At 43.8% G+C, this 15,369-nt stretch carries 15 protein-coding genes; 11 read left to right on the top strand and 4 right to left on the bottom strand.

Translation table 11 applies throughout. The features are described from left to right. Window positions 1–98: 98 nt before the first annotated feature. Window positions 99–1,532: a glycoside hydrolase family 1 protein gene (locus tag G3352_RS00505; RefSeq protein ID WP_163752992.1), complete on the bottom strand. Its 1,434-nt coding sequence runs from the start codon at window positions 1,530–1,532 to the stop codon at window positions 99–101. 166 nt (window positions 1,533–1,698) lie between these two features. Here G3352_RS00505 and G3352_RS00500 point away from each other — a divergent pair, with 166 nt between their 5' ends. The 3 genes from G3352_RS00500 (at window position 1,699) to G3352_RS00490 (ending at window position 4,433) form a co-directional block, all read left to right on the top strand. Continuing rightward, complete coding sequence (locus G3352_RS00500; RefSeq protein WP_163752991.1) at window positions 1,699–2,667, top strand: substrate-binding domain-containing protein; 969 nt, start codon at window positions 1,699–1,701, stop codon at window positions 2,665–2,667. An 87-nt stretch (window positions 2,668–2,754) separates the two neighbouring features. Continuing rightward, window positions 2,755–3,963, top strand: coding sequence for a macrolide family glycosyltransferase (locus G3352_RS00495; protein ID WP_163752990.1), 1,209 nt, complete (start codon window positions 2,755–2,757; stop codon window positions 3,961–3,963). Window positions 3,964–4,139: 176 nt separating this feature from the next. Further along, window positions 4,140–4,433: a DUF3817 domain-containing protein gene (locus G3352_RS00490; protein WP_113052230.1), complete on the top strand. Its 294-nt coding sequence runs from the start codon at window positions 4,140–4,142 to the stop codon at window positions 4,431–4,433. A gap of 115 nt (window positions 4,434–4,548) precedes the next feature. Here G3352_RS00490 and G3352_RS00485 read toward each other — a convergent pair whose 3' ends face one another. Then, window positions 4,549–4,686, bottom strand: a complete 138-nt coding sequence (locus tag G3352_RS00485) for a hypothetical protein (RefSeq protein ID WP_163752989.1) — start codon at window positions 4,684–4,686, stop codon at window positions 4,549–4,551. Window positions 4,687–4,852: 166 nt separating this feature from the next. Here G3352_RS00485 and G3352_RS00480 point away from each other — a divergent pair, with 166 nt between their 5' ends. The 6 genes from G3352_RS00480 (at window position 4,853) to G3352_RS00455 (ending at window position 11,512) form a co-directional block, all read left to right on the top strand. After that, entirely contained in the window at window positions 4,853–5,197 is a 345-nt protein-coding gene (locus G3352_RS00480; protein WP_163752988.1) for a thioredoxin family protein, read from the top strand. A 196-nt stretch (window positions 5,198–5,393) separates the two neighbouring features. Beyond that, window positions 5,394–6,416: a LacI family DNA-binding transcriptional regulator gene (locus G3352_RS00475; protein WP_163752987.1), complete on the top strand. Its 1,023-nt coding sequence runs from the start codon at window positions 5,394–5,396 to the stop codon at window positions 6,414–6,416. 117 nt (window positions 6,417–6,533) lie between these two features. After that, the gene (locus G3352_RS00470; RefSeq protein WP_345940702.1) at window positions 6,534–7,526 is read left to right on the top strand and encodes an ABC transporter permease; all 993 of its coding nucleotides are present in this window, start codon (window positions 6,534–6,536) and stop codon (window positions 7,524–7,526) included. Window positions 7,527–7,541: 15 nt separating this feature from the next. Continuing rightward, a complete protein-coding gene (locus tag G3352_RS00465; protein ID WP_076288356.1) occupies window positions 7,542–8,429 on the top strand; it encodes a carbohydrate ABC transporter permease in 888 nt (295 codons plus the stop codon). A gap of 67 nt (window positions 8,430–8,496) precedes the next feature. Further along, window positions 8,497–10,140, top strand: coding sequence for a type 2 periplasmic-binding domain-containing protein (locus G3352_RS00460; protein ID WP_163752986.1), 1,644 nt, complete (start codon window positions 8,497–8,499; stop codon window positions 10,138–10,140). Between the two features lie 22 nt (window positions 10,141–10,162). After that, the gene (locus tag G3352_RS00455) at window positions 10,163–11,512 is read left to right on the top strand and encodes a glycoside hydrolase family 30 protein (RefSeq protein WP_163752985.1); all 1,350 of its coding nucleotides are present in this window, start codon (window positions 10,163–10,165) and stop codon (window positions 11,510–11,512) included. A gap of 78 nt (window positions 11,513–11,590) precedes the next feature. On the opposite strand, the gene G3352_RS00450 is transcribed toward G3352_RS00455, so the two are convergent. After that, complete coding sequence (locus G3352_RS00450; RefSeq protein WP_163752984.1) at window positions 11,591–11,989, bottom strand: hypothetical protein; 399 nt, start codon at window positions 11,987–11,989, stop codon at window positions 11,591–11,593. Between the two features lie 369 nt (window positions 11,990–12,358). On the opposite strand from G3352_RS00450, the gene G3352_RS00445 reads away from it, so the two are divergent. Both G3352_RS00445 and G3352_RS00440 read left to right on the top strand, forming a co-directional pair. Then, window positions 12,359–13,321 carry a glycosyltransferase family protein gene (locus G3352_RS00445; RefSeq protein WP_163752983.1) on the top strand — a complete coding sequence of 321 codons (963 nt, stop codon included), beginning with the start codon at window positions 12,359–12,361 and terminating at the stop codon, window positions 13,319–13,321. A gap of 28 nt (window positions 13,322–13,349) precedes the next feature. Further along, window positions 13,350–14,420 (top strand): glycosyltransferase WbsX family protein, encoded by a 1,071-nt coding sequence (locus G3352_RS00440; protein ID WP_163752982.1) that lies wholly within the window; start codon window positions 13,350–13,352, stop codon window positions 14,418–14,420. On the opposite strand, the gene G3352_RS00435 is transcribed toward G3352_RS00440, so the two are convergent. Next, on the bottom strand, window positions 14,415–15,311 hold the full coding sequence (locus G3352_RS00435) for an AraC family transcriptional regulator (protein WP_163752981.1): 897 nt from the start codon (window positions 15,309–15,311) through the stop codon (window positions 14,415–14,417). The two genes, G3352_RS00440 and G3352_RS00435, sit on opposite strands and share 6 nt — an antisense overlap. Window positions 15,312–15,369: the final 58 nt, after the last annotated feature.

The raw sequence follows: 15,369 nt of genomic DNA, 5'->3' as shown, positions 1-15,369 counted from the left end.
CAGCAGCAAACAATACACCATCACATCGTTTAGCAATGCATGTCCTTGTTTTCTGCTGGGGGAGAGCAGGAATGCACCTGCTACAGCTGTAACACTAACTAACGTTTTAGGCTCTTGCCGTTACTGATGATGACATCTTTGTACCAGTGGAATGACTTTTTGCGATACCGTTCGAGTGTTCCTGAACCATCGTCATGGCGATCAACATAGATATAACCATAACGTTTTTTCAATTGTGCTGACGAAGCACTGACCACATCAATACATCCCCAGGACGTATATCCCATAACTTCAACGCCGTCTTCAATGGCTTCCCCGACCTGAACAAGATGATCATTCAAGTACTGAATGCGATAGTCATCTTCAACTGTCTTTTCACCATCAGGTCCGGTAATAAGCTCGTCCACAGCGCCCAACCCATTTTCCACAATAAAGAGTGGTTTCTGATAACGGTCATAGAACATGTTCAAAACATAACGCAGTCCTTGCGGATCGATCTGCCATCCCCATTCACTTGCAGGCAAGTAAGGGTTAGGTATACCGCCAAGCAGGTTACCTTCACCTGCAACTTGTTTGTCCGGATCAGCCGTTTGGCAGATACTCATGTAATAGCTGAAAGAAATGAAGTCGACGGTATGGAGCAGCATGTCTTCGTCGCCATCTTCCATCTGAATCTGGATTCCATTTTCACGGAAGTAACGCTTCATGTAACCAGGATAGCGGCCTCTCACATGTACATCTCCGAAGAAATAATTGCTGTGTTCGAATTCCATCACTTTAATCATGTCATCGGGATTCGGTGTCAGTGGATAAGTCGGCATACTGAGCATCATACAACCAATCTGTGCAGATGGAATGATCTCATGACAGAGTTTTACAGCAGAAGCGCTGGCTACAAACTCATGGTGTATTGCCTGATAAAGATCCTGCTTGCTCAATTTCTCTTTTGGTGTGTAAATCCCACCACTCATAAAAGGTGCTTCCAGAATCGAATTGATTTCGTTGAACGTGAGCCAGTATTTCACTTTATCTTGATAACGTTTGAATACAGCAGTCACATAACGCTCGTAGAAGCCGACCATCTTCCGATTAACCCAGCCATCATATTCCTTGGAGAGATGGAGAGGTGTCTCGTAGTGGGAAAGGGTGACCAGTGGTTCGATTCCGTATTTATGACACTCGTCAAAGAGATCATCATAGAATTGAAGGCCTTCTTCATTGGGTTCTAGTTCATCGCCCTTAGGGAAGATACGGGACCAGGCGATGGAAGTACGGAATACCTTGAATCCCATCTCAGCGAACAGCTTTACGTCTTCTTTATAACGGTGATAGAGATCAATCCCGATCAGTTTCATGTTATCTTCAGTCGGTTCTTCAGTAATGGGACCCATGATACCCTTGGGAGCCACATCCTGAGTGGACAAACCTTTGCCACCTAAATTATATGCACCTTCAGCCTGGTTGGCGGCAATCGCACCACCCCACAGAAAGTTTTCGGGGAAATCAAATGATGGATGTTGAGAATGAGTCATGTGTATCGCTCCAATCGTTATGAATTCGTTGTGAATATTACATACAGCAGCACTGCATAAAAAAAGCTTAATCGTTGGAACGGGTTACACGTCAAGTTTTACTTTTTATTTATTTTGAGGCAAACTGTAATTCATCATAGAATGTCAGCAAGAAAGGAGACTTCATGTGTCCAAGTTCGATGAAATTATGAAGCTGTCCGGCTACTCGAAGGCCACCGTGTCCAGAGTAATTAATCATTCACCACATGTGAGTGACGAGGCCCGGCAGAAAATAACACAAATCATGAAACAGCTAAACTATATCCCGAACCGAAATGCCATTTCGTTATCCACCGGACAGACCAAGCAAATTGGAATTGTCACATCCGCAACCAACGAGATTATTCTTACGTTTATGAATCAATTCATTGATACAGCGATGGATTATGGATTTCAAACCCTGATCTATACTTCGCGTGGAGATAAAGAGATTGAATTGCAGGCGTTCGAGGATCTGCGGAGTAAACGGGTAGATGGACTGGTCATTATGACCTGTGTCAATCATCCAGACAAACTGAAATCCTACTGCGAGTATGGTCCGATTGTATCTTGGCAGCGGATGGGAGATGACGAAATTCCGTCAGTGGCTATGGATCAGGCGCAAGGCTACAAGCTGGCTCTTGAACATCTGGTGTCCAAAGGCTATACCCGCATTGCTAATGCCTTTGGCAGAGCAGAAAGTCTGAATACCCAGAGTCGGCGGGAAGCCTATGAATCATTTATGGCAAATAAGGGGCTGCCTGTATTGCGTGAAGCCTATCAATATTCCGTGTTCAGTTCATCTGACGGAGAAGAGGCGATGCGAAGAATGGCAAATGGGCCAGAACTTCCTCAAGCAGTGTTATGTTCGAATGATTATGCAGCAATCGGGATCTGGTCCGAAGCACGCAAACAGAATATACAAGTTCCCGAACAACTTGCTATTGTTGGTTTCGATGATATAGAGCTGTCCCGTGTTCTTGGAATAACAACTATACATAATCCAATTGCAGAACAAGCTACTCAGGCCTTTCATCGATTATGGGCCGTCCTTGGTAAGCAGGAGTTACAGCCTCAGCAACTGGAATTTCAACTGATTGAACGTGCGACCACCTGAATTGATTTTTTTGGGGAAGAAAGTACATCATTGAATATGAATTGTTAGACCACTAGGAGAATGTAACATAGCAAAGGAGGGATCGTTATGGCACGTGTTTTATTTATTAACGGTGGATCAGAGGGTCATGTCAATCCAACGATTGGCGTCGTACAAGAGCTTATTTCACGCGGGGAAGAGGTCGTGTACTTCACTATAGAAGCGTATCGGGAACGTATGGAGAAAACGGGTGCTATAGTCCGAACCTTTGACGATCAAAAATTCATTAAAGCCTTTGTCTCGGGTGGCAGAACTTATTTGCTCGAGCGAGTCAACGGTCTTTTGCTTACGGCAGATATCGTCATTCCAAGTGTCCTTGAACAGATCAAGGGTGAACATTTTGATTACATCATCCATGATTCCATGTTTGGCTGCGGACGTTTGCTTGCGCAAATTCTGAGGCTGCCTGCAATTAATTCATGCACTTCTTTTGCGCAGACCAAAGAATCTTTCGATCATTTGATGCAACACTTTTTCTTAAATGTTCCTGCCGAAATCGTCCAACCTATAAACGATACATTCCATAGCCTAACGATTAGGTTACAGGAAAAATATGATGTGGAGATTGCTTCGCCCTACGAGGTGTTTTGCAATCCCGCGCCGCTTACCGTCGTATATACTACAAGGGAATTTCAGCCCTATGGAGAAGAATTCGACCACACGTATCAATTTGTAGGACCGTCCATATTTTCGCGACTAACGCATGAAGACTTTGATATGGAAGCAATTAAAGGGAAAAGATCTATTTACATTTCACTGGGTACGATTTTTAACCAAGCTCTTGATTTCTATAAGCTTTGCTTGGAAGCATTGGGGAATACCAATCATACAATTGTCATGTCTGTAGGGGATAGAACACAAATTACCGATCTGGGAGCAATTCCGGAAAATTTCATCGTTAAACGTTATGTTCCACAAATGGATGTATTGCAGTCTGCTAAATTATTTATCACACACGGCGGGATGAACAGTACCAATGAAGGTTTATATTACGGGGTTCCCCTCATTATACTCCCTCAGAGCGCGGATCAGCCGATCATTGCAGAGCAGGTTGTTTGTAGGGGAGCAGGTATCAGCTTACAAATGCAAACCTTGACCGCCAGTCAGCTGCGTGAAGCTGTGGATCATGTGTTGAGCGTTACTTCTTTTGAGAAAGCTGCTGCGAATTTGAAGGAATCCTTTCGGAAATCAGGCGGATATCATTATGCTGTTGATGCGATTTTCGAATTTAAGAGTCAACATTTCATTCACGGATAGTTCAGTCATTAATTATTCAAAATTGAAGCATTTTCGGACCTGAACCATGCGGTATACTGAACAAGACGTTTCAAGAGAAGCTGCATTATTACAGATTGTGTGGCTTCAAGTTGAAATATCTTGTAACAAGTTACATATTTCACAAACTAGCCGCTGGAAAGGTGAGATTGAACAGGATGAAGACAGTCACGGGTCGATTCAGAATTGCAGGCATATGGGAAGGTGTATCATTACTGCTGTTGATTTTTATAGCCATGCCGCTTAAATATTTTGCCGATATGTCTTCCCCAGTAACCATTATGGGTATGATTCACGGTATTCTTTTTCCGCTATATCTGATTGCACTTGTGCATTTGGCAGTTGTGAAGAAGTGGAAAGCTTCACGCTGGTTCATGGGATTGGTTGCAGGCTTATTGCCTTTCGGAACATTTGTATTCGAGTCCTATCTTCGCAAGAGAGACTGGAAGTAAGGATTGCAGAAAAGAACAATGACAATGACAGCAGGCGACCAACTCCGGATGTTATCCGAACTGGTCGCCTGCTCGTTTCCGTGTAAATTCTTTTCTTGAAAAGAGTGCGAACGCGTTATTTTACGGTGCCTTGCTGACGATCTGATAGCAGGCTAACTCCAATATCGCCAGAGGCATCAGATACAGGTGTATACGCGGAGAAGGAGATAACAGCAATCAGGGCAGTAAGCAGAAAAACAAATGATTTTTTCATACAATAACCTCTTTTCATATGGGATGATCTTCCAACTACATTTTAATGCAGGTAGGCTGTGTTTGAAAAGGAAATGTTTAGGCGAGTGCAAAATTTGTACAGTTAGACATTCGTGATAAACTATGGTTTAACTCTAGCTGTCAACTGACCGAAAGGGATGATCCTTATGAAAGAGCTTAATGACATAACATCCATTGAAATGATTGAAGAGATGATTCAACAACATGAATTGGTTTTTTTATATGTATCACGGCCAGAGTGCAGCGTATGTCACGCTTTACTCCCCAAGATTAGGGAGTTACTTAAACCTTATCCGATGGTGCACTTGGCACACATCAATGCCAACCAAGTGGAAGAGGTGGCGTCCAGGTTTCTTATTTTCACAGTTCCCACGATGATTATGTTGGTGGAGCAGAAGGAATATATTCGAGCTGATCGCTTTGTTCGCTTCGATCGATTGGAAGAGCAGGTGCAGCAGATTTATCATATGTACACCCGTAATGGGGAATAGGAAACATGATTATCGGCAGCTCACACAGGAGCTGCTATTTTACATATCTGTCTCTAACGTCGGTGTTAAGCAACCATGCCATCATCAAAGCAAAAGAATGAGAAAAATAATTAAAAGAAAAAGTGTTGTATTGAAAACGGTTTTATGCTAATTTAAAATATATAAAAACGTTTTTATAGCAAAGGACCAAAAAATTATGGGAAAGATTACGATTAAAGATGTTGCAAGGGAAGCCGGCGTATCCATTTCTACGGTTTCCAACGCCTTGAATGGCGTAGATGTCTTGAATCCGGAGACCAAATCACATGTCCTGAAGGTGGCAGAGCGTTTAAATTACGTTCCCAACCTGAACGGCAAGCTGCTGAAATCCGGGCAAACCAAGATGCTGGGCTTCTTTACCACAAGTGTGTCGGGTCCGTATTTCTATAAGCTGGTTGAATCCATGTCTCGTGAATGCGATCGTCTAGGTTACGGACTAAATGTATTTGTGACCAAGGATAAGCAGGTCATTATGAGTAATATTCTGGGACGGCGTGTGGATGGCGTCATCATCTACGAAGAACTGCGGATTGATGAGCAGGATATTGTCGCTATGGAGAAAGACAAGATCAAGGCTGTATTTCTGGATCGGGTCTATCAGAGTGATACGATGGGAAGCGTCATTTTTGACTCCTATGTAGCGGGTTATGAAGCGACCAAGTATTTAATTGGACTTGGGCACAAGAAAATTGCATACATATCCGGCGTGGACACCATGTTTGACAGTAATCAGCGTAGAGATGGATATCTGGCTGCTTTGCGTGAGTACCAGCTTCCGCTGGATGATGATTACATCTTACAGGGATATTTTGAGGAAGAGGGCACTTACAGTGCTGTGAAATCTTTCCTTCATCTGAATCCTGCCAAGCTACCTGATGCTTTTCTTGCAGGAAATGATGTGAGTGCAATCGGCTGCATCCATGCATTGAAGTCTCATGGCTTCGAAGTTCCCCAAGATGTAAGTGTAGTAGGCTTCGATGATATTGATATTGCCCAATATTTTTCCCCACCATTAAGTACCGTAAGAAACCAGATTGCAAGGCAGGGTATCCTGGCGATCAATCACCTGGTTCGCATGATTAAGAAGAAGGAACATGGGGTTTCACAGAAATTGGCGGGTGAACTTATCATACGGGGTTCAAGTCATGTGAAGATGGACCGGAGTGATTTTTTAACATAGCGGATGTAATCATTTCCGGTCTTTTTTAATTATTGATTTGAGATTAGGGGGTTTTTTTGTCGGAAAATAAAAACGTTTTTATGAAAGTATGCTTAAGTTGGAGGGGAGAAAAAGAGCGTGAGTAAATTAGCCGTAGAGACGTCGTCAACCGGTAAAAAGCCTGTAAAACCGGGGGGAAGGAAGCCAATCGGACAAAGAGTAAAAGAGTTCGTCATCGATTATAGAAGACAATGGGAAATTCAATCGATGATTATACCCGGCATCATTTTTATGATTATTTTTTGTTACATTCCGATATACGGATTGACGATTGCATTCAAAAATTACACCGTTATTGATACGCTGTCTAGCGCACCATGGGTCGGTTTGGAAAATTTCAGAATCATTATGTCAGACAAATACTTCTGGGATGCGGTAGTGAATACGCTAGGGATCAGCTTTTTGAAATTGGGTATCGGGTTCGTCATTCCCATTATCCTGGCAATCATGATCTATGAATTAAACAGCGGACGTTTCAAAAAGTTCGTGCAAACGGTTTCATATCTACCTCACTTTCTGTCCTGGATCGTACTGGGCGGCATGCTGATCACCTGGTTTTCAACAACAGGATTGTTTAATCAGCTGCTACTCAGCTTGGGAGTGATCTCGCAACCGCAAAACATTTTGCTGGATGCAGGCAAGTATTGGTGGATTGCAGTATTATCCGATATTTGGAAAGAGGCCGGCTGGGGAACGATTCTGTATTTGGCGATTATGTCCAAGATTGATCCTACGTATTACGAGGCAGCCAAAATTGATGGTGCAAGCCGTCTCAGACAAATTTGGAATATCACATTACCCAACATGAAGTCGATCATTAGCCTTAATCTGATTCTTACTGTAAGCGGTTTACTTGGTTCCAATCTGGACCAAACGCTCGTTCTGATGAACTCGCAAAACCGTGACAAGGCAGAAGTTATCAATTCGTATGTATATCGTATGGGGATGTCACAGGGTGACTTTTCGTATGCTACCGCGGTTGGTCTTGGCGTCTCGATCGTGTCCGTTATTCTGCTGGTCACCGCGAACAAAATTACAAGCAAATTAAACGATAATCAATCTGTGCTGTAGAAGGAGGCATCCCGTGTGAATGGAAAGGTGGCTAAAGAAGATCTCGATAGTCGGATCTTTGATACCTTAAATATTATTTTACTCGCTATTTGTACTGTCATTATTGTGGTTCCGCTCTGGAATGTCATTATCTCTTCTTTTAGCTCAGGCAAGGCTTTGGCTGAAGGCGGGTTCATCTTCTGGTCACCGGAGTTCTCGCTGGAGAATTATAGAGCCGTGTTCAACGATTCGAGCATCTGGCAAGCGTTCTTCATCTCCGTTTCCAAAACAACAATCGGAGTCGTTACACATGTGTTCTTCTGTGCCATGGTCGGTTACGGTCTGAGCAAAAAGCACATACGTGGACGTAAACTGTACGTTGCCATGGGGGTTATTACGATGTTCTTCTCTGGCGGAATGATCCCAACGTACCTATTGATCAAATCACTTGGCTTGCTCAACAGCTTCTGGGTGTACATTATTCCGGCATTGTTCAGCTTCTATGATGTCGTCATTCTGATGAATTTCTTCAGGAATGTACCGGATTCCCTGGAGGAGTCAGCCAAAATCGATGGTGCAGGAGATTGGCATATTTTCCTGAAAATCTTCATCCCGCTGTCCATGCCAGCGATGGCAACCATTGCATTGTTCAATGGGGTTGGGCAATGGAATGACTTTATGACAACCAAGTTGTACATTACCGATCAGTCGCTGTATCCATTACAGATGATGCTGTACGAGATTATTGTTCAGTCCCAAACGCAGTCGATGCAAAATATCGGCGGTTCAGCAGTCATTGAAACAACGACTAAAGGGGTTCAACTGGCTACGATTGTTATTACAACACTGCCGATCGTACTGATCTATCCCGTCCTTCAAAGATACTTTATCTCGGGTATGATGCTAGGTGCAGTCAAGGAGTAACGGAAATCTATTACTCGAAAGTTCGCTCTATTCAATATTTCTCACCTAACTTTAAGGAGGAAACAATATGTTCAAGATGAATAAGGCAGCAGGCAAAAAAGGAGTTAAACTGTGCGCGGCATTGCTGACAGCGGTGATCATGATTACAGGCTGCAGTAGTGGATCAGGAGGTTCGAGCGATGGGAACTGGGTTTCCATTGAAGATCGCTATACAGTCGATCCGGAAAAACCAGCTTGGCAGCTGGATAAGAAGGAAGAAGCTACAGACCTAACTTGGTACGTTAATGCCGACTGGTGGAACACGGATTTCGGCAAAGACATTGTAACCAAGAAGATCAAGGAAGATCTGAATATCAATATCAAATTCATTACAGGTGATGACACGAAGTTGAATACGTTCTTTGCCGGTGGAGATATGCCTGACCTGCTGACCGTGTTTGACTCTAACTCTCCTGTGGTACAGAAAGCCGCAACCTGGGCTATGCCGCTGAACGATCTTGCGGAGAAATATGATCCATACTTCAATAAAGTTGCGGCTGCCGATACCCTGAACTGGTTCCAGCAGGCTGATGGCAAGACGTATGGCTATCCAAACTACTCCAATACGCAAGCAGACTATGATAGCGGTAACATCCCGGCCAAAACAGCATTTATCATCCGTAAAGATGTGTACGAAGCTTTGGGAAGTCCTGTCATGGGAACGCCAGAGGAATTTGAAAATGTGATGAAACAGATCAAGGAAAAGTTCCCAACGCTGATTCCATTTGGTTTTAACTCTATCGGTGAAGGAACAGGTTCACTCGGAGACGTGTTGCAAGACTTCATTGGTGTGCCGCTTGAAACTGAAAATGGAGAATTCTATGATCGCAATCAGGATGAAGATTATCTTACATGGCTGAAGACTTTAAATAAGGTATACAGAGACGGAAATATCAGTGATGACAGCTTTGCTGATGATGGTACGGCCTTTGAGGAAAAAGTGAAATCTGGAAAATATGCAACGTTGCTGATGGATGGTACACCTCAACAGGGTGGAAATCTGCAAATTTATCTGAGTGCCAATGAAGGCAAAGAGTATGTTGCCATTGATGGACCACAAAGCACCAAGGGTAATGCACCGACGCTCAATCAATCCGGTATTACTGGGTGGATGATCAACTTCATCTCCAAAGACGCCAAAGATCCGGCCAAAGCGATTCAAATCTTCACGTACCTGCTGAGTGAAGAAGGTCAGCTTCTGATGAACTATGGTATCGAAGGTGAGACGTATAAAAAGAATGCAGATGGTACGGTTGAGCTGCTCCCGGCAGTGAAAGACCTGCAACTGCACAATGCGGACAAATTCAAGAAGGAATACCGGTTGGGTGAATTCATGTTCTTTGGCCATGACCGTCACAAAGCACTGAGTGCGGATGCTTTCCCGGAAGCGATTAAACAAATGCAAGAGTGGGGCAAAGGAAAACTGAAACCACACTTCATTCTGGAGAATATTAGTCCGAATCAAGGAACACCTGAAGCACGTGCGTTGTCGGCGATCAACGCCAAGTGGAATTCAACCCTGGTAAGCATGGTTCGTGCCAAAGATGATGCGTCTTTTGACAATGCACTCGCCGCTTACAAGTCATTTTTAGGTGAAAACCGTTGGGATGAAATCCTGAAGGTTCGTAGTGAGAAAATGAAACAGAACAAAGAGAAATTGGGTATCCAATAAGAGGAATGTGGAGGGAAAACATATGACGAAATTCAAAATGTACAAATCCACGGGAGAAGATGCATTGTTTGTATCCGTGTCCCAGGATCAATTGAAATCTCAGGACTCCGGCAAGGAAACAACGACTATCCTTCTGGATGATCAGCAAACGTATCAGGAAATGGATGGTTTTGGAGCTTCTTTTACCGACTCATCTGCCTATCTGATTAACCAGGTATTAAGCGATGAGCAGAGAGCGGAAGTCATGACGCGGTTGTTCCATCCTGAGGAGGGCATCGGATTGTCAGTCATTCGCAATCCGATGGGAGCTTCAGACTACGCCAGAACGGTATACAGTTATAATGATCTGCCAGAAAATCAAACGGACCCGGGATTATCCGGGTTCAGCATTGCACACGATGAAGCGGATGTTATTCCTTTGACTCAGAAGGCTTTGGAACTGAATCCTGAATTGAAGCTGTTCGCTTCACCATGGAGCGCCCCGGGTTGGATGAAAACAAGCGGCTCCATGATTACAGGTCAATTGAAAAATGAGTGGTATCCGGCATATGCGGAATATTTTGTGAAATATATCCAAGCCTACGCATCACATGGATTGCCTATCCATGCAGTAACACCACAGAATGAAGCACTTTATGAACCAGGTCATTATCCAGGTATGTTAATGCCAGCTGAAGCACAAGCAGACTTTATCAAAAATCATCTCAAGCCGGCTTTGGTCAGAAATGACATTCAGTCCAAAATCCTTTGTTATGATCACAACTGGGATCGTCCGGATTACCCGCTGACCGTGCTTGATGAGGCGGCAGAAGAGGTAGATGGAGTCGCTTGGCACTGGTATGGGGGCGAAGCCTCGGCACAAACAAAGGTGTATGAAGCCTTTGCCGGTAAAGAGGTACATTTCACCGAAGGATCAGGAGGAGAATGGATCCCTCCATTCGAACAAGCTTTCTCCAATGTGATCAGAACAGGTATTGAGATTCTTCGCAATTACAGCAAATCTTTTGTGCTCTGGAATATGGCACTGGATGAGAACAACGGCCCTACCGTTCCTGGATTCGGGAAAAGTACGTGCCGCGGCATTGTGAAGGTTAACCAGCAAACGAAAGAGCTTACCTATACACTGGACTATTATGCTCTGGCTCATTTCAGTGCATTGATTCGTCCCAAAGCAGTACGCATTGACTCGTCTTCCAATGAGGCATCCATTCGTTCTGTTGCCTTCAAAAATACAGACGGTTCTATTGCTCTTGTGCTTTTCAATGACGGAGAAGAAACAGGAAATGTGCAGGTTCAGCTAAGAGAAGCAGAACTGTTAAGTTTCCAACTCGAATCCAAAAGTGCTTTGTCCATTTTGATTAACCAAGAGTAATCATGTTGTAATGAAAGAAAAGGCGATACTCAGAGAATTAACTCAGAGTATCGCCTTTTTATATTGCATCCAGTGAGCCTATACTCTTTGGATTGCTAGATTTGGTGTTCCTCCACTCTCATCAATAAACAGAACATACTTATTTCCACTAGTGCCTGTTAACACTAGACCCGGCTGGTTAAGTACACCGGGATTATAATATAACAGTTGCTGAACAAGAGGCAAGGCAGCTGGAAGAGTTGGCTGATTCATGGCAATTAACTGCGTCGTTGCTTTTACACTGTCGCCCGCCTCGATAACCCCACCGACACCTAGGTGATTTGTAATGGAGGAGCTATCGTTAATCTGCAAGCTGCCAGCAACCGTCTGGTCTCCGTTCACCTGCAGGTCCAATCCAATCGTTTCATTACCGTTTACCTGCAAATCCTGATTAATGGTCTGGTTTCCTGTGACAAAAATGCTATCGAATGTTGGCAATCATATCAACTCCTATCTGGTTTAATATATTTTATGAGGACAAGAACTGGATGGACACGGGGTTGTGGCACATTTAAAGACACGGATGAAGCCCATCTTTGAGTAGTTAAACACCTAAAAATCAGTCGATAGAAACCTAGCCAAAGACAGATGCATATTGTAGGCAAAGAGAGTCAATCCGTTTCGTGATGGGAGGGTATGGTCATCAAAAAAAGGAGGAGTACGCCAACAAAGTCCCAAAAGAATCGGCGCACTGTCCAGCATCCCAATAAGGTGTACCTTAGACAAATAAACGCAACATTAAACCGTAAACTCAAATCAATCCAGCATCATCTGGTTGTACAGCAATCGGACTTACAGCAGCATCTTATGAAAATAATTCAAGACGGCAAGGAACAGAGCGTGGAAAGTAAAGACAGCAGAGCAGTTTCAGATTCTCCCCGTGTTCAATATAAACAGTTGAATGTTCTCCTGATAACTCCTGCTATGGAAAGAGAGAGCTCTGCGAACTCTATTTTGATTGAACAGAGCTTGAGGCATCTGGTTCAACATGTCAATGAGATCAAAACGATCCAGCCAGTGGCAGATCACACTTCAGGACAGCAATTAGATTTGATTCTAGTCCTGCATGGAGAAGATGTTCTATCGAATCAGAATTTGGAAGCAATGAGCGCATCCTCAGCCACAAAGGCAATTTGGCTGTCGGATCAGCCGGATCTAAAACAGATGGAATCGATCATCCCTTTTTTTGATTATGTTTTTACACAGAATTCCGCTCACATTCCCTCCGATCAGCATACGGGGAAGGTATCATGTCATGAACTTCCTTTTCCACCGAATCCCACAGTGTTCTGTCCACAGGTGGTGGGAAGAGAATACGAGTCCGATATCTATATCATTGGGGATGCACATCCTGGTAGCTGCCTGTATGCTCTTGCCACTCATGCGTGGTTATCGGATAAAAAAGTGCGAGTTGAGGGAGAGGGATGGAAGGATTTCGGTGCATTTGTGCCTGTGCAACCTCATGAGCTTCGGGAAAAGTTGTACAACGGCAGCAAACTTGTTGTTCAGGACAACTCATCCGCGAGACGAATCATGGAAGTAGCGGCATGCGGCACATTTCAACTTGTTTCGGCTACCTCAAGTGGTCCTGCGAACACGGCTGTTTTCCAACGCTATGCAACCATTGAAGAACTCGTACAGAAGCTTGGACATTATTGGGACCATGTGGAACAACGAAGATTGGCTGCCTCCCAGGCACTTTCTTATATGAAGTACAATCAATCCTACCTTCATAAAAGTTTGCAACTTATGGATATTATTTTCCAATGAATACGTCTGTTAATTGGAGGAGTCCTACTTGAAGCTTATTGCGTTACATTTGCCCCAATTTCATCGAATTGCGGAAAATGACAAGTGGTGGGGAAACGGATTTACAGAATGGACGAATGTAAAAAAAACAATCCCCCTGTATCCGGGCCATTTGCAACCCAGGAAGCCGTTGCATCAGAACTACTATGATTTGACAGATCCCAAGGTGCGCAAATGGCAGGCTGAGACAGCCAAAAACTATGGAATATACGGATTTTGTTATTATCACTATTGGTTTAAAGGCAAACGATTGCTTGAGAAACCGTTTGATGAGATTTTGGACAGCGGAGAACCGAATTTTCCTTTTTGTTTGTCATGGGCCAATGAAACATGGACACGCAAATGGGACGGACGCGAAGAGGATATTCTTATTTCGCAAGACTACGGGGATGAGAGCGATTGGAAAGAACATTTCGATTATCTGGTCAGAGCGTTTAAGGATAAACGATACATCTGTGTAGAGGGAAAACCGCTATTTTTGATCTATCGGCCTGCCAGCATCCCTCGATGTCAGGAAATGATTCATTTTTGGCGTAGGCTTGCGATAGAACACGGGCTGGAGGGTATCCATTTTGTGCAGACGATAGGTGGTTTTCCTACCTTTAATTCTCCTGTCTTTGACGCTAGCATGGAATTTGAGCCCCACTATACGTTTGCGCATGGTCACATGAATGGAATATGGATTGAACTGGACATCAAGGGGCAGAAGCACATTGTGGTGAATTACGATAAAGTATGGTCATCCATTCTCGAAAGAACACCGCACCGAAACGGGGAGGTTGTATATCCTGGTGCATTTGTAAATTGGGACAATACGCCGCGCCGATCAATTGATGGACAGAGTACAGTAGGGTCAACACCTGAAAAATTCGGATTATATTTATCGCGACAGATAGCGAGAGCCAAGGAATTGAACAGGAGTGGCTTCCTGTTCGTCAACGCATGGAATGAGTGGGCGGAAGGAGCGTACCTTGAACCGGATGACGATTATGGGTACGCCTACTTGAGAGAGGTCAAAAGAGTAGTTGATCAAGGAGCGGGAAAGCGCAGCAAGTTATGACAATGGAGTTCCCTTGTGGAGCTCCGTTTCATTTGGCTGTGTGCAATCTATCATCTCTTTCACTGTTCTTACTGTGATTTGTTTGCGGTACTCCGTTGGATTAAGACCCGTGTGCTTTTTAAATTGCCTTGAGAAATAATATAAGTCACTAAACCCAAGGTGTGCGGCAATGGCAGTGACTGTTTTTGACGTACAGGTCAGAAGTTCTTTTGCCTTATCCATTTTTTTGCTGGCAATATAGTGGATGGGGGGTACGCCGATCTGCTGTTTAAAAAAACGAATAAAATAATTAGGATGCATGTAGGCAATCTGAGCCAGATCCCGTACAGAAATGTTTTCTTCAATGTTGGAATCGATATAGGCCAGTATGGCAGAGATTTTTTCCATAACAGACACATTTATATAACTAATCTGTTCCTGATCCAGATGCATAATGTAGTGTGACAACAGCTCTATTAACTTGCTTTTTGCCATCATATGCGCATAGACTTCACCTGATCGGGCGTAGTCAAGAATGCTGTTGAATATTTCCTGTATCAGCTCGGGCCGATCCGATGTACAGAAGTGGGGAAAATTAAGAATTTGAAATAGGTTGATGCCTCCCACTCTCGCACTGAAATGACACCAGTATTTGAGAAAAGGACGATTGCTGATGGCTGAGTAAGATTGCTTAACCCCCTCAGGCATTAAAAAAAGCTGTCCCGGTGCAGGGTAATACTCCTGATCACCAATCTTGAGCCAGCCCTCGCCTTCACAGATCAAATAAAATTTGCTGTAATCGGGTGTGTAATCAAGGTCCCTCCAATCCGTATCGCAGCGATTGAAGTTGACCATGAACAAATCAACCTGAAGATTGGATAAGTGGTTCGTGAGCAAGTTCTTATGATTCATTATCCTCAACTCCCTACAAAGGTTATTATTGTCCATCCTAAAGTTAACGTTCTGCATG

Source organism: Paenibacillus sp. ALJ109b, assembly GCF_010747435.1.
GTDB classification, from domain to species: Bacteria; Bacillota; Bacilli; order Paenibacillales; family Paenibacillaceae; genus Paenibacillus; species Paenibacillus taichungensis.
Note: the sequence above shows the minus strand (reverse complement) of the source record. Positions and strands in the feature narration are given on the sequence as shown.

What these genes read in the sequence shown, in the direction of transcription:
- G3352_RS00505 (WP_163752992.1), bottom strand. Translation starts at nt 1,532, where the DNA reads ATGACTCATTCTCAACATCCATCATTTGATTTCCCCGAAAACTTTCTG.
- G3352_RS00495 (WP_163752990.1), top strand. Translation starts at nt 2,755, where the DNA reads ATGGCACGTGTTTTATTTATTAACGGTGGATCAGAGGGTCATGTCAAT.
- G3352_RS00490 (WP_113052230.1), top strand. Translation starts at nt 4,140, where the DNA reads ATGAAGACAGTCACGGGTCGATTCAGAATTGCAGGCATATGGGAAGGT.
- G3352_RS00485 (WP_163752989.1), bottom strand. Translation starts at nt 4,686, where the DNA reads ATGAAAAAATCATTTGTTTTTCTGCTTACTGCCCTGATTGCTGTTATC.
- G3352_RS00480 (WP_163752988.1), top strand. Translation starts at nt 4,853, where the DNA reads ATGAAAGAGCTTAATGACATAACATCCATTGAAATGATTGAAGAGATG.
- G3352_RS00475 (WP_163752987.1), top strand. Translation starts at nt 5,394, where the DNA reads ATGGGAAAGATTACGATTAAAGATGTTGCAAGGGAAGCCGGCGTATCC.
- G3352_RS00460 (WP_163752986.1), top strand. Translation starts at nt 8,497, where the DNA reads ATGTTCAAGATGAATAAGGCAGCAGGCAAAAAAGGAGTTAAACTGTGC.
- G3352_RS00455 (WP_163752985.1), top strand. Translation starts at nt 10,163, where the DNA reads ATGACGAAATTCAAAATGTACAAATCCACGGGAGAAGATGCATTGTTT.
- G3352_RS00445 (WP_163752983.1), top strand. Translation starts at nt 12,359, where the DNA reads ATGAAAATAATTCAAGACGGCAAGGAACAGAGCGTGGAAAGTAAAGAC.
- G3352_RS00435 (WP_163752981.1), bottom strand. Translation starts at nt 15,311, where the DNA reads ATGAATCATAAGAACTTGCTCACGAACCACTTATCCAATCTTCAGGTT.